General features: G+C 60.8%; 15 protein-coding genes and 1 tRNA gene. 4 read left to right on the top strand and 12 right to left on the bottom strand.

The genetic code is table 11. The features are described 5' to 3' along the window. The 6 genes from iscA to trmJ all read right to left on the bottom strand — a co-directional run bounded on the left by iscA (window position 1) and on the right by trmJ (window position 4,262). Window positions 1-324, bottom strand: a complete 324-nt coding sequence (gene iscA / locus E8E68_RS00165) for an iron-sulfur cluster assembly protein IscA (protein WP_060511418.1) — start codon at window positions 322-324, stop codon at window positions 1-3. A gap of 28 nt (window positions 325-352) precedes the next feature. Further along, entirely contained in the window at window positions 353-739 is a 387-nt protein-coding gene (gene iscU / locus E8E68_RS00160) for a Fe-S cluster assembly scaffold IscU (protein WP_003248539.1), read from the bottom strand. Between the two features lie 46 nt (window positions 740-785). Further along, the gene (locus E8E68_RS00155; protein ID WP_110744931.1) at window positions 786-2,000 is read right to left on the bottom strand and encodes an IscS subfamily cysteine desulfurase; all 1,215 of its coding nucleotides are present in this window, start codon (window positions 1,998-2,000) and stop codon (window positions 786-788) included. Between the two features lie 46 nt (window positions 2,001-2,046). Continuing rightward, the gene (iscR, locus tag E8E68_RS00150) at window positions 2,047-2,538 is read right to left on the bottom strand and encodes a Fe-S cluster assembly transcriptional regulator IscR (RefSeq protein WP_008092572.1); all 492 of its coding nucleotides are present in this window, start codon (window positions 2,536-2,538) and stop codon (window positions 2,047-2,049) included. A gap of 179 nt (window positions 2,539-2,717) precedes the next feature. After that, the gene (gene cysE, locus E8E68_RS00145; RefSeq protein WP_266028518.1) at window positions 2,718-3,503 is read right to left on the bottom strand and encodes a serine O-acetyltransferase; all 786 of its coding nucleotides are present in this window, start codon (window positions 3,501-3,503) and stop codon (window positions 2,718-2,720) included. A gap of 3 nt (window positions 3,504-3,506) precedes the next feature. Beyond that, the gene (gene trmJ, locus E8E68_RS00140; protein ID WP_110744933.1) at window positions 3,507-4,262 is read right to left on the bottom strand and encodes a tRNA (cytosine(32)/uridine(32)-2'-O)-methyltransferase TrmJ; all 756 of its coding nucleotides are present in this window, start codon (window positions 4,260-4,262) and stop codon (window positions 3,507-3,509) included. Window positions 4,263-4,413: 151 nt separating this feature from the next. Here trmJ and suhB point away from each other — a divergent pair, with 151 nt between their 5' ends. After that, on the top strand, window positions 4,414-5,232 hold the full coding sequence (gene suhB, locus E8E68_RS00135; RefSeq protein ID WP_110744934.1) for an inositol-phosphate phosphatase: 819 nt from the start codon (window positions 4,414-4,416) through the stop codon (window positions 5,230-5,232). A 77-nt stretch (window positions 5,233-5,309) separates the two neighbouring features. Here the strand turns inward: suhB and E8E68_RS00130 are convergent, their stop codons facing one another. The 6 genes from E8E68_RS00130 to queA form a co-directional block, all read right to left on the bottom strand. Beyond that, window positions 5,310-5,852, bottom strand: a complete 543-nt coding sequence (locus E8E68_RS00130; protein WP_110744935.1) for a glycine zipper 2TM domain-containing protein — start codon at window positions 5,850-5,852, stop codon at window positions 5,310-5,312. Window positions 5,853-5,972: 120 nt separating this feature from the next. Then, window positions 5,973-6,881: a protein translocase subunit SecF gene (gene secF, locus E8E68_RS00125; protein ID WP_266028520.1), complete on the bottom strand. Its 909-nt coding sequence runs from the start codon at window positions 6,879-6,881 to the stop codon at window positions 5,973-5,975. 10 nt (window positions 6,882-6,891) lie between these two features. Then, entirely contained in the window at window positions 6,892-8,754 is a 1,863-nt protein-coding gene (secD, locus tag E8E68_RS00120) for a protein translocase subunit SecD (protein WP_019750504.1), read from the bottom strand. Between the two features lie 63 nt (window positions 8,755-8,817). After that, entirely contained in the window at window positions 8,818-9,153 is a 336-nt protein-coding gene (gene yajC, locus E8E68_RS00115; RefSeq protein ID WP_008092587.1) for a preprotein translocase subunit YajC, read from the bottom strand. A gap of 42 nt (window positions 9,154-9,195) precedes the next feature. Then, complete coding sequence (gene tgt, locus E8E68_RS00110) at window positions 9,196-10,311, bottom strand: tRNA guanosine(34) transglycosylase Tgt (RefSeq protein ID WP_266028721.1); 1,116 nt, start codon at window positions 10,309-10,311, stop codon at window positions 9,196-9,198. A gap of 14 nt (window positions 10,312-10,325) precedes the next feature. Beyond that, window positions 10,326-11,375 (bottom strand): tRNA preQ1(34) S-adenosylmethionine ribosyltransferase-isomerase QueA, encoded by a 1,050-nt coding sequence (gene queA, locus E8E68_RS00105; RefSeq protein WP_280339048.1) that lies wholly within the window; start codon window positions 11,373-11,375, stop codon window positions 10,326-10,328. Window positions 11,376-11,480: 105 nt separating this feature from the next. Here queA and E8E68_RS00100 point away from each other — a divergent pair. The 3 genes from E8E68_RS00100 to E8E68_RS00090 all read left to right on the top strand — a co-directional run. Continuing rightward, window positions 11,481-11,565: transfer RNA gene (locus tag E8E68_RS00100), tRNA-Leu, on the top strand. Window positions 11,566-11,840: 275 nt separating this feature from the next. Further along, a complete protein-coding gene (locus E8E68_RS00095) occupies window positions 11,841-12,488 on the top strand; it encodes a trypsin-like peptidase domain-containing protein (protein ID WP_266028722.1) in 648 nt (215 codons plus the stop codon). Window positions 12,489-12,655: 167 nt separating this feature from the next. Next, window positions 12,656-13,077, top strand: a 422-nt coding sequence (locus tag E8E68_RS00090; RefSeq protein ID WP_280339046.1) for a transposase, incomplete at its 3' end; no start/stop codon positions are given.

The following is a 13,077-nucleotide window of genomic DNA, read 5'->3' as shown; positions in this document are numbered from 1 at the left end:
TCAAACGTTGAAGCTTTCGCCGCAGCCACATTCACCGCGCACGTTGGGGTTGTTGAACTTGAAGCCTTCGTTCAACCCTTCCTTGACGAAATCCAGCTCAGTGCCGTCGAGGTACACCAGGCTCTTGGGATCGATGATCACCTTCACGCCATGGTTCTCGAACACGGTGTCTTCGTCCGCCAGTTCGTCGACGAACTCCAGCACGTAGGCCAGGCCCGAGCAACCGGTGGTGCGCACGCCCAGGCGAATGCCCTCACCTTTGCCGCGCCCGTCAAGGGAGCGGCGAATGTGGTTGGCGGCGGCTTCTGTCATGCTGATAGCCATCAGGACTCCTTACCTTGCAACAGGCGACTTAGATCAAGCCTTTCTTCTGCTTGTAATCGCGCACAGCTGCCTTGATGGCATCTTCGGCGAGTACCGAGCAGTGGATCTTGACCGGCGGCAGCGCCAGTTCTTCGGCCAGCTGAGTGTTCTTGATGGTTTCGGCTTCGTCCAGGGTCTTGCCCTTCATCCACTCGGTGGCGAGGGAGCTGGAAGCGATGGCCGAACCGCAGCCGTATGTCTTGAACTTGGCATCTTCGATGACGCCTTGCTCGTTGACCTTGATTTGCAGACGCATCACGTCACCGCACGCTGGGGCGCCGACCATGCCGGTACCGACATCCGGGTCCTCGGCATTCATCTTGCCGACGTTGCGTGGGTTTTCGTAGTGGTCGATGACCTTTTCACTGTATGCCATGGTGCAATTCCTTCCTCATCAGGGAGCCGCTCTTGCCGGCGACTGCTTAGTGGGCGGCCCACTCGATCTTGGAGATGTCAACGCCGTCTTTGTACATGTCCCACAGCGGCGACAGCTCACGCAGTTTATTGACAGCCTCGCAGACTTTCTGCGCGGCGTAGTCGACTTCTTCTTCGGTGGTGAAGCGGCCGAAGGAGAAGCGGATCGAGCTGTGCGCCAGCTCGTCGTTGCGGCCCAGGGCGCGCAGCACGTAAGACGGCTCGAGCGACGCAGAGGTGCACGCCGAACCGGACGATACGGCGATGTCCTTCAGCGACATCAGCAGCGATTCGCCTTCGACGTAGTTGAAGCTCAGGTTCAGGTTGTGCGGTACGCGGGCAGTCTGGCTGCCATTGACGTACAGCTCTTCAAGGTTGGAGACCTGCTTGAAGAAGCGGTCGCTCAGGGCCTTGATGCGCACGTTTTCCGCGGCCATTTCCTGCTTGGCGATGGCAAAGGCCTCGCCCATGCCGACGATCTGGTGGGTCGGCAGGGTACCCGAACGCATGCCGCGCTCATGGCCACCGCCGTGAATGATGGCTTCCAGGCGTACACGCGGCTTGCGGCTGACGTACAGCGCGCCGATGCCTTTCGGGCCGTAGGCCTTGTGCGCCGAGAACGACATCAGGTCGACCTTGAGCTTTTGCACGTCGATGTCCACCTTGCCGGCCGACTGGGCAGCGTCGACGTGGAACAGTACGCCGCGCGAACGGGTCAGTTCACCGATGGCGGCGATGTCGTTGATCGAGCCGACTTCGTTGTTCACGTGCATCAGCGAGACCAGGATGGTGTCGTCGCGCAGCACGGCCTCTACCATGGCCGGGGTGACGATGCCGTCTTCGCCTGGTTCGAGGTAGGTGACTTCGAAACCTTCACGCTCCAGCTGGCGAGCGGTATCCAGGACCGCCTTGTGCTCGATCTTGGAGGTGATGATGTGCTTGCCCTTGGTCTGATAGAAGTGCGCCACGCCTTTCAGTGCGAGGTTGTCGGACTCGGTGGCACCGCTGGTCCAGACGATTTCGCGCGGGTCGGCGTTGATCAGCTCGGCAACCTGGCGGCGACCGTTCTCGACCGCTTCCTCGGCCTTCCAGCCGAAGACGTGGGAGCGCGAGGCCGGGTTACCGAAGTTCCCGTCAACCAGCAGGCATTCGGCCATCTTCTGGGCGACACGTGGGTCAACCGGAGTGGTCGCGGAGTAATCGAGGTAGATCGGCAACTTCATTTGTCTCTCCTATCAGGCGGTGGCGTCGCTCGTCGTCCCAAGGGGATCAATCGACGGCTGACGTCTCAATCTTGTCCAGCTGGGCGGTTCGGCCTGCGACTCGACGCAGGTCCTGGCGCTGGGCGACTTCCTGCACCTCGCGGCGCATGACGAGGTCGGCCAGGCTGATGCCGCTGAGGAATTCATGGATCTGCTGGCTGAGGTCGCACCACAGGTGGTGGGTCAGGCAGGTATCACCGGCATGGCAGTCCCCGAGCCCCTGGCAACGGGTGGCATCGACCGACTCGTTGACCGCGTCGATGACCTGCGCCACCTGGATGGTTTCCATGCCCCGGGACAGCTGATAGCCGCCACCTGGACCGCGCACGCTGGAAACCAGGCTGCTGCGGCGCAGCTTGGCGAACAGCTGTTCCAGATAAGAGAGGGAAATGCCCTGGCGCTCGGAAATATCGGCCAAAGACACCGGCCCATGCTGCGCGTGCAACGCCAGGTCGAGCATGGCAGTCACGGCGTATCGGCCTTTGGTAGTCAGTCGCATGGCTATTGGGTACCACGGGAGTTTCGGGATGTGTGCGAGTATGCGATTCCCGAGCATTTAAGTCAACTATTAGACCTACTGCTTTAGTCGGGTTTGCATCGGGGAGGCGGGCGCGATTGTAGCAGGCATGGGGCGTGAGCACACGCCCCGTATGTCACCGGGCTTTCAACACGGCGCAATCAATGCGACTGAGTGTCGCGCCGGGTGGCCTGGGCAACCTCGGTGAAGTCATCTTCCGGCAAGGCCGGCAGCTCCTTGGCACAATAGTCACTGCCCATCTTGGTCAGGGCGCCACACATGCCCTCCAGCCGCTCGTCGACGGCTTGCAAGTGGTCGAGCATCTGGCCGATGGCGCGCGCCACCGGGTCGGGCATGTCACCGCTGACACCGTAGGCGTCGAAACCGATCTTCTCGGCCATGGCCTTACGCTTGGCCTCGACCTCGTTGTCTTCGCTCTTGACGATGATCCGCCCCGGGATGCCTACCGCCGTGGCGCCGGCCGGCACCGCCTTGGTCACCACCGCGTTCGAACCGATCTTGGCCCCGGCACCGACGGTGAACGGCCCAAGCACCTTGGCGCCCGCCCCTACTACCACGCCATTTTCCAGGGTCGGGTGGCGTTTGCCTTTGTTCCAGCTGGTGCCGCCCAGGGTCACGCCCTGATACAGGGTGACGTCATCGCCGATCTCGGCCGTTTCGCCGATGACGATGCCCATGCCGTGGTCAATGAAAAAGCGCCGGCCGATGGTGGCGCCGGGATGGATCTCGATGCCGGTCATCCAGCGGCCGAAGTTCGACACTAGGCGGGCAAGCCACTTGAAATCGCGCTTCCAGAGGGCGTTGCCCAACCGGTGCAGCCAGATGGCGTGCATGCCGGGGTAGCAGGTGAGCACCTCGAAAGCGTTGCGCGCAGCCGGGTCACGGTGAAAAACGCTTTGAATATCTTCACGCAGGCGTTCGAACATCTGTCAGTCCTTCCGTTTATGCGGCTCGCCCCGGACCACTTTCTGGGTCTCGGTAAGGATGCCGCGCAAAATGCTCATTTCCGAACGCTCGACCGCCACCCGCCCATATAGCCGGCGCAGGCGCGGCATCAGGTGCTTGGGCTTTTCCGGGTCGAGGAAGCCGATACCTACCAGGGTTTTTTCCAGGTGGTCGTAGAACAGCTCCATTTCGTCCATGGTCGCCAGCTCACTGGCGTCAACCTTCTCGACTTTGCCCGGCACTGCACCGGCGGCCAGCCAGGCCATGCGCACTTCGTAGGAGAGCACCTGCACGGCGGCTGCCAGGTTCAGCGAGCTGAAGTCGGGGTTGGAGGGAATGTGCACGTGGAAGTGACATCGCTGCAGTTCTTCGTTGGTCAGGCCGGCGTGTTCGCGGCCGAACACCAAGGCGATCTCTTCACCGCCATTGGCATGCTCCACCGCCTTGTCACCACACTCCCGCGGGCCGATCAACGGCCAGGGAATGCTGCGCTCGCGGGCGCTGGTGCCCATCACCAGGTTACAGCCGACCAGCGCCTGCTCGAGGGTGTCGACCACCTGGGCGTTGTCCAGCACATCGTCGGCGCCCGAGGCACGGGCACTGGCATCAAGGGCGGGGAATTCTTTCGGCTGCACCAGCACCAGACGCGACAAGCCCATGTTTTTCATGGCACGCGCAGCGCCGCCGATGTTGCCGGGGTGGCTGGTATTGACCAGAACAACACGAATATTTTGCAGCAAGGTGTTGTGCTCACAGATGCAGGAATCAGGGCCTTCGATCTTACAGAACCGACAGACGTAACGCCATGAAAGCAAATGTGACACTTCTGCCGCCAAAGTTTTCTGCTAGAATGATCGGCTTTCTTCTTTAACATCTCCAGGTGACCCGCCCATGCAGCCTATGCTGAATATCGCCCTGCGCGCCGCTCGCAGCGCCAGTGAACTGATTTTCCGCTCCATCGAACGCCTGGATAGCATCAAGGTCGATGAGAAAGAGGCCAAGGACTACGTTTCCGAAGTCGATCGCGCCGCCGAGCAAAGCATCGTCAATGCCTTGCGCAAGGCCTACCCGAACCACTCCATCCAGGGCGAGGAAACCGGCCTGCACGCGGGTACCGGCGAAGAAGGCAAAGACTACCTGTGGATCATCGACCCACTGGACGGCACCACCAACTTCCTGCGCGGCATCCCGCACTTCGCGGTCAGCATCGCCTGCAAATACCGTGGTCGCCTCGAGCACGCGGTAATCGTCGACCCAGTTCGCCAAGAAGAATTCACCGCCAGCCGTGGCCGTGGCGCCCAGCTCAATGGCCGTCGCCTGCGCGTCAGCTCGCGCACCAGCCTGGAAGGCGCCCTGCTGGGTACCGGTTTCCCATTCCGCGACAGCCAAATGGCCGACCTGGACAACTACCTGGGTATGTTCCGCGCCCTGACTGGCCAGACCGCCGGCATCCGCCGCGCCGGCTCCGCCAGCCTGGACCTGGCCTACGTTGCCGCTGGCCGCTTCGACGCCTTCTGGGAGTCCGGCCTGTCCGAGTGGGACATGGCAGCTGGCGTGCTGCTGATCCAAGAGGCCGGCGGCCTGGTGAGTGACTTCAACGGTGGCCACGACTTCCTCGACAAGGGCCACATCGTTGCAGGCAACATCAAGTGCTTCAAGGCCGTACTGACCGCTATCCAGCCGCACCTGCCGGAAAGCATGAAGCGCTAAGCGCAAATTGCCAGACAGCAAAAAGCACCTCTCGAGGTGCTTTTTTTATGCCTGATGGTTTTGCGTGACAACGCAAATTACTGACCAGCTTCGCTCAGGATCAACTTGCCATTCTTGTCCAGCGGGATGGTCGAGCCCGGTTCGCGGTCCATCTTCACCTTGCCTACCTGATCACCGATAGAATAGGTCACGTTGTAACCCACCACCTTCTCGCTGATGTCGTTGACCGTGTTGCAGCGGGTTTGTGTAGTGGTATAGGTGTCACGCTGCTGCATGCCCTCTTGCACCTTGTTACCGGCGTAACCGCCACCGACCGCACCGGCCACGGTAGCGATCTTCTTGCCGGTACCGCCGCCAATCTGATTACCCAGCAAGCCACCCGCCAGAGCACCGACCACGGTACCGGCAATCTGGTGTTGGTCCTTGACTGGCGCCTGACGCGTCACAGCGACGTCCTTGCACACTTCACGCGGGGTTTTTACCTGCTGTTTGATCGGTTGCACGTCAGTGACCTGCGCATATTCAGGCCCCTTGTTGACCAAGCTGTAGGTTGCGACAGCACCTCCGGCAGTCACAGCGACAGCACCCAGTACCGCGCCCACCAGCATTGATTTGTTCACATGAACCTCCTGATCATACCCGCGGGGGTTACCCCGCCTTCTCCCAGCCTTGGAGCAAAAAAAAAGGCGCGAGTTCAACACTCGCGCCTTTTGGCCGCCGTACGGCGTAGGGACCAGGCCTTACGGGCGCTCGTCCACACCTTCAGCCTTGACCGGCGGGATCAGGTCTTCGCTGTTCAGGTTCAGCCAGATCAGTACCACGTTGGCGATGTAGATCGACGAGTAGGTACCGGCCAGAACACCGATGAACAGCGCCAGCGAGAAGCCGAACAGGTTGTCGCCACCGAAGAACAGCAGCGCGGCAATTGCCAGCAAGGTCGAAACCGAAGTGGCGATGGTGCGCAGCAAGGTCTGAGTAGTGGAAACGTTGATGTTTTCGATCAACGACGCCTTGCGCATGACGCGGAAGTTTTCACGCACCCGGTCGAACACGACGATGGTGTCGTTCAGCGAGTAGCCAATGATCGCCAGCACCGCCGCCAGCACCGTCAGGTCGAAGGTGATCTGGAAGAACGACAGGATACCCAGGGTCACCACGACGTCGTGGATCAGCGAAATGATCGCACCCACGGCGAACTTCCACTGGAAGCGGAATGCCAGGTAGATGAGGATGCCGCCCAAGGCCAGGAGCATGCCCATGCCACCCTGGTCGCGCAGTTCTTCACCCACCTGCGGGCCGACAAACTCGACCCGCTTGACCATGGCAGGGTTGTCACCCCCGGCCTTTTGCAGGGCTTCAGCCACTTTGTTACCCAGCATTGGATCGTCGCCAGGCATGCGCACAAGCAGGTCAGTGGTAGCACCGAAACTCTGCACCACGGCCTCGTGGAAGCCCGATTCGACCAGCTCGGCACGCACAGCCTTGACGTCGGCCGGGCGTTCATAGGTCAACTCGATCAGCGTGCCCCCGGTGAAATCCAGCCCGAAGTTAAGACCCTTATGCCACCAGCTGAACAGCGCCAGCACGGTGAGAAGCACGGTGATAGCGAACGCGACATTGCGTACGCCCATGAAATTGATGGTTTTCATCGCAGCTCCCTCAAACCCACAGCTTCTTGATGTCACGCCCACCACAAGTCAGGTTGACCAATGCACGGGTCACCATGACGGCAGTAAACATCGAGGTGAAAATCCCGAGGGACATGGTGACTGCAAAGCCTTTGACCGGGCCGGTACCCATCGCGAACAGGATGCCACCGACCAACAGGGTGGTCAGGTTGGCGTCGACGATTGCCGAGTAGGCGCGATTGAAGCCTTCATGTATGGCGCGCTGCACCGACATGCCAGCAGCGATCTCTTCGCGAATACGCGAGAAGATCAGCACGTTGGCGTCCACCGCCATACCCATGGTCAACACGATGCCGGCAATACCCGGCAGGGTCAGGGTTGCACCCAGCAGCGACATCAACGCCAGGAGCAGCACCATATTGCCCGCCAGGGCGATAGTGGCCAGCACGCCGAAGGCACGGTAGATGGCGATGATGAACAGCGAGACGAACAGCATGCCCCACAGCGACGCATCGATACCTTTGGTGATGTTGTCAGCACCCAGGCTTGGGCCAATGGTACGTTCTTCAGCGAAGTACATCGGCGCGGCCAGACCACCGGCACGCAGCAGCAGAGCCAGCTCGGACGATTCACCCTGGCCGTTCAGGCCGGTGATGCGGAACTGGCTGCCAAGTGGCGACTGGATGGTCGCCAGGCTGATGATCTTCTTCTCTTCGACGAAGCTTTGTACGGCTACGTCCTTCTCGACGCCATCGACGGTTTGCTTGACATAGCGGGTAACCGGCTTCTGCTCGATGAAGATTACCGCCATGCTGCGGCCGACGTTGCTGCGCGTTGCGCGGCTCATCAGCTCGCCACCGTGGCCATCCAGGCGAATGTTCACCTGCGGGCGGCCGTGTTCGTCGAAGCTGGCCTGGGCGTCGGTAACCTGGTCACCGGTGATGATCAGGCCCCGCTCGACCGCGGCAGAGCGGCCGCCTTCACGGAACTCGAACACCTCGGTGGTGGCTTTGGATGCACCTGGCTCAGCACCGAAGCGGAACTCCAGGTTGGCAGTTTTACCGAGGATACGCTTGGCTTCGGCAGTGTCCTGCACGCCTGGCAGCTCGACCACGATACGGTTGGCGCCCTGGCGCTGTACCAGCGGCTCGGCCACGCCCAGCTCGTTGACGCGGTTGCGCACGGTGGTGAGGTTCTGCTTGATCGAGTATTCGCGGATCTCGGCGACTTTTGCCTGGGTCAGCGCCAGACGCAGCACCGCGAGCTCGTTGCGGTCGGTGGTGGTCAGGTCGAAATCATTGAAATTCTTGCGGATCAGGGCACGTGCCTGTTCGCGGGTGGCATCGTCAGCGAAGCCCAGCATGATGCCGCCATCCTGCTGAGGCAGGCTGCGGTAGCGGACGCGCTCTTTGCGCAGCAAGGTCTTGACCTCGCCTTCGTAGACTTTCATGCGGGCAGTCATGGCCTTGTCCATGTCCACTTCCAGCAGGAAGTGCACACCACCGGACAGGTCCAGGCCCAGCTTCATGGGGCTCGCACCCAGGTTACGCAGCCATTGCGGGGTCGTCTGGGCCAGGTTCAGGGCCACGACGTAATCATCGCCCAGTGCCTTGCGCACAACATCCTTGGCTGGGAGCTGGTCTTCCTGGTTGGTCAGGCGGATCAGCCCGCTGCCCTTCTCGCCCAGGCTCGCGCCCTTGACGGCGATTTTGGCATCGACCAGCGCCTTGCTGACGCGATCGAGGTCGGCCTGGTTTACCTGCAGCGCCGAGCTGGCACCACTGATCTGCACCGCCGGGTCATCCGGGTAGAGGTTGGGAGCGGAATAAATGAAACCGACCACCAGTACCAGCACGATCAGTGCATATTTCCACAGAGGGTATTTGTTCAGCATCACGCCGCCCGTTCAAGACGCGGGGCGCGTTGCGCGCCCCGACTGGAAAATAAAACCGGTAACTCAGATAGCCTTGAGCGTACCTTTTGGCAGGGTCGCAGCGATCGCGCCCTTCTGGAACTTCAGTTCGACAGTGTCCGACACTTCCAGAACCACGAAGTCATCGGAAACCTTGACGATCTTGCCGGCGATACCGCCGTTGGTGACAACTTCGTCGCCTTTCTGCAAGTTGCTCAGCAGGTTCTTCTGCTCTTTGGCACGCTTGGCCTGCGGGCGCCAGATCATCAGGTAGAAGATGACCAGGAAACCGACCAGGAAAATCCACTCGAAGCCGGTACCGGCTGGGCCAGCGGCAGGTGCTGCAGCGTCCGCGTATGCGGCGGGGATCAAGAAGCTCATTGGGCACTCCTAATGTAATTTTCTAATAATGGATGCAGACAGTCAGTCCAAAGGCGGTACGGGAAGCCCGCGTTTGGCGTAGAAGGCGTCGACAAAGACGGCCAATTTACCCTGTTGAATAGCCTCGCGTAAACCGGCCATCAAGCGCTGGTAATGGCGCAAGTTGTGGATGGTATTCAGCATGCTGCTCAGCATTTCGCCGCACTTGTCCAGGTGATGCAGATAGGCGCGCGAGAAGTTGGTGCAGGTATAGCAGTCACAGGTCGGATCCAGCGGCGAGTCATCATGGCGATGGAACGCATTGCGGATCTTGATCACCCCTGTATCGACGAACAGATGACCGTTGCGCGCGTTGCGCGTCGGCATCACGCAGTCGAACATGTCGACGCCGCGGCGCACACCCTCAACGAGATCTTCCGGTTTGCCTACCCCCATAAGGTAACGAGGTTTGTCAGCCGGCATCTGGCCTGGCAGGTAATCCAGCACCTTGATCATTTCGTGCTTGGGCTCGCCTACCGACAGGCCGCCGATGGCCAGGCCGTCGAAGCCGATGTTTTCCAGGCCTTCCAGCGAGCGCATGCGCAGGTCCTGGTACATGCCACCCTGGACGATCCCGAACAGCGCCGCGGTGTTGTCGGCGTGTGCGTTCTTCGAGCGCTGGGCCCAGCGCAACGACAGCTCCATGGAGGTGCGGGCCACATCGTGCTCGGCCGGGTAAGGCGTGCATTCGTCGAAGATCATCACCACGTCCGAGCCCAGGTCACGCTGTACCTGCATCGACTCTTCGGGGCCCATGAACACCTTGGAACCATCGACCGGCGAAGCGAAGGTCACGCCCTCTTCCTTGATCTTGCGCATGGCGCCCAGGCTGAATACCTGGAAACCACCGGAGTCGGTGAGGATCGGGCCTTTCCACTGCATGAAATCGTGCAGGCCGTTGTGCTTCTTGATCACCTCGGTGCCCGGGCGCAGCCACAGGTGGAAAGTGTTGCCCAGGATCATCTCGGCGCCAATGGCCTCGATATCGCGTGGCAGCATGCCCTTGACCGTGCCATAGGTGCCCACTGGCATGAACGCCGGGGTTTCCACGGTGCCACGGGGGAAGGTGATGCGACCACGACGGGCCTTGCCGTCGGTGGCCAGCAGTTCGAAGGACATTCGACAGGTGCGACTCATGCTTGATCCTCGGGGCCACGTGGCGCCGGATTGCGGGTGATGAACATGGCATCACCGTAACTGAAGAAGCGGTACCCCTGCTCGACCGCCGCCGCGTAGGCGGCCATGGTCTCGGGATAACCGGCGAAGGCCGAGACCAGCATCAGCAGCGTGGACTCCGGCAGGTGGAAGTTGGTGACCAGGGCGTCGACCACATGAAACGGCCGGCCCGGATAGATGAAGATGTCGGTATCGCCGCTGAAGGCCTTGAGCACGCCATCGCGCGCGGCGCTCTCCAGCGAACGCACGCTGGTGGTGCCGACCGCGATCACCCGGCCGCCACGGGCACGACAGGCCTCGATGGCATCGACCACGTCCTGGCTCACTTCGAGCCACTCTTTATGCATGTGGTGGTCTTCGATCTTGTCGACCCGTACCGGCTGGAAGGTGCCGGCCCCCACGTGCAGGGTGACGAAAGCACGTTCGACGCCCTTGGCGGCGATTTTTTCCAGCAACGCCTCGTCGAAATGCAGGCCGGCGGTAGGCGCGGCAACTGCACCGGCACGCTGGGCATACACGGTCTGGTAGCGTTCACGGTCGGCACCCTCGTCGGGGCGGTCGATGTACGGCGGCAGCGGCATATGGCCGACGCGGTCGAGCAGTGGCAGCACCTCTTCGGTGAAGCGCAGTTCGAACAGGGTGTCGTGGCGCGCGACCATTTCGGCCTCGCCACCGCCATCGATGAGAATGACCGCGCCTTCTTTCGGCGCCTTGCTGGCACGCACATGGGCCAGCACCCGATGGCTGTCGAGCACACGCTCGACCAGCACTTCCAGCTTGCCGCCGGAGGCTTTCTGGCCGAACAACCGCGCCGGGATCACCCGGGTGTTGTTGAACACCATCAGGTCGCCGGGGCGCAGGTAGTCGAGCAGATCGGGAAATTGCTGATGCGTAAGCGCGCCGCTCGGCCCATCGAGGACCAGCAGACGGCTACCATGGCGCTCGGCCAATGGGTGGCGGGCGATCAGGGAATCGGGGAGTTCGAAGGAAAAATCGGCGACGCGCATGATGATGTTCGGTTCGGCAGGGCCGGGAAGTTTAGCCCAATGTGTGAAAATTGACCATGAAAGCCGATTGACCGACCAGCGGCACCTCTCTATACTGCGCGCCACGCCCTGATGGCGGAATTGGTAGACGCGGCGGATTCAAAATCCGTTTTCGAAAGGAGTGGGAGTTCGAGTCTCCCTCGGGGCACCAAGATCCGGAAAAAACCGACCTTATGGTCGGTTTTTTTTCGCCTGCCATTTCTTTAAGAACAGCACCCCGCAGATTTGACGCCGCATCGATGACCTCGCGGCCTGGAGCCATATCTGCATTCTATTGGCCGCGCCCATGACTAGCACTTAAGCTGTCATTCGTCGGATATAGGCTAAAAGTATTGCCGGCATGATGGCACTTAGCCATAGTTGCGCTCCCATTTCTCCACCCCTGTGTGAACCATGAAAAAAATCGCGCCCTGCATGGCGGCAATGATGCTGCTCGGTGGGTGCAATGGAGTGCCAACGTCTTACGTTTCCGACCCTGTCTACAGCCAGGCTTTCGTGGTGACTTCCGGCGCCCCGCTGCCGATGTTGCTGATGGCAAGCGCTATTCAGTGGAACGATGAATACGCCGTCACCGCCAAACACACCCCTTTCCTGCGCAACGTGGTCCACGAGGGCCTCGGCGACGTGGTGTTCTTCAAGCACAAGGCCAGCAACGTGCCGCACTGGCGCCAGTACGTGCCTGGGGAAGCGGTGACGGCGGTAGGTTTCAACAGTTTCATGATGCCGATGCAGGGCAAGGGCCATGCCTTGCCTTCGCTGGTGCGGCTTGAAGGTACGCCGGGCAGCGTCTTCTACTCGGTGCATGACGGCCCGATTACCAAGGGCATGTCGGGCGGGCCAGTCTTCGCCGATGACGGCCAGGTAGTGGGCATCAACGTTGCCATCATCCCCACCAGCGAAATCGACGCTGGCAAGCGCCCGGACCTGGCGGGCAAGGAGCGCATCAGCGTATTCATGTCGTTCAACGAGATCGACAAGGAATGGCGGCGCTATCAGTACCTGTTGGCCAACAAGGCCAGGCCGCGGGCGCCGGCCGCGGTGAAAGGCTACGTGGCAGTAGCGGCCAAGCCATGAGGTGAGGGGCAGGCCGCCTGTACGGATGCAAAGCGGCTTATGATGCAAGGCTAATGGCCTCTTCGCGGGTGAACCCGCTCCCACAGGTGCCACACAGGTCGCAGAGACTTTGGAGGTTTTGGACTGCCCCCAAGAAGTTGGACACCAATCCAACCCTTGGGGGATCTATGGGTAAGTACACCGAGCAATTCAAGCTCACAGCGATCACAGCCTACCTGGATGGCAGCAACGGTTTCCGAAAGGTGGCTCAACACTTAGGTATCGATTTCAGCCTGCTTCGACGCTGGGTGGCCAGATATCAGGCCAATAATGGCATTGGTCCAGGCTCGCATGGGCGGCGCTATACCAGTGATTTCAAACAGCAGGTGCTTAGCTATATGCACGAGCATCGGCTTTCGCTGCGCCAGACCGCTGCCCACTTTGGTCTTGGGCAGTCCTCTCAGATAGGCATTTGGCAGCGGCAGTACTACAGTGGCAGTCCTGCACCCTCTATTGCCATCAAGCCAAGAAAGCCAATCGACGTGTCGAAGAAGATCAAGCCTGCCAAACCCACCGATACCAATGATGATCAGAAGTCTCGAGATCAGCT

This window comes from Pseudomonas sp. BN607, assembly GCF_029871175.1.
Taxonomy (GTDB): Bacteria; Pseudomonadota; Gammaproteobacteria; order Pseudomonadales; family Pseudomonadaceae; genus Aquipseudomonas.
Note: the sequence above shows the minus strand (reverse complement) of the source record. Positions and strands in the feature narration are given on the sequence as shown.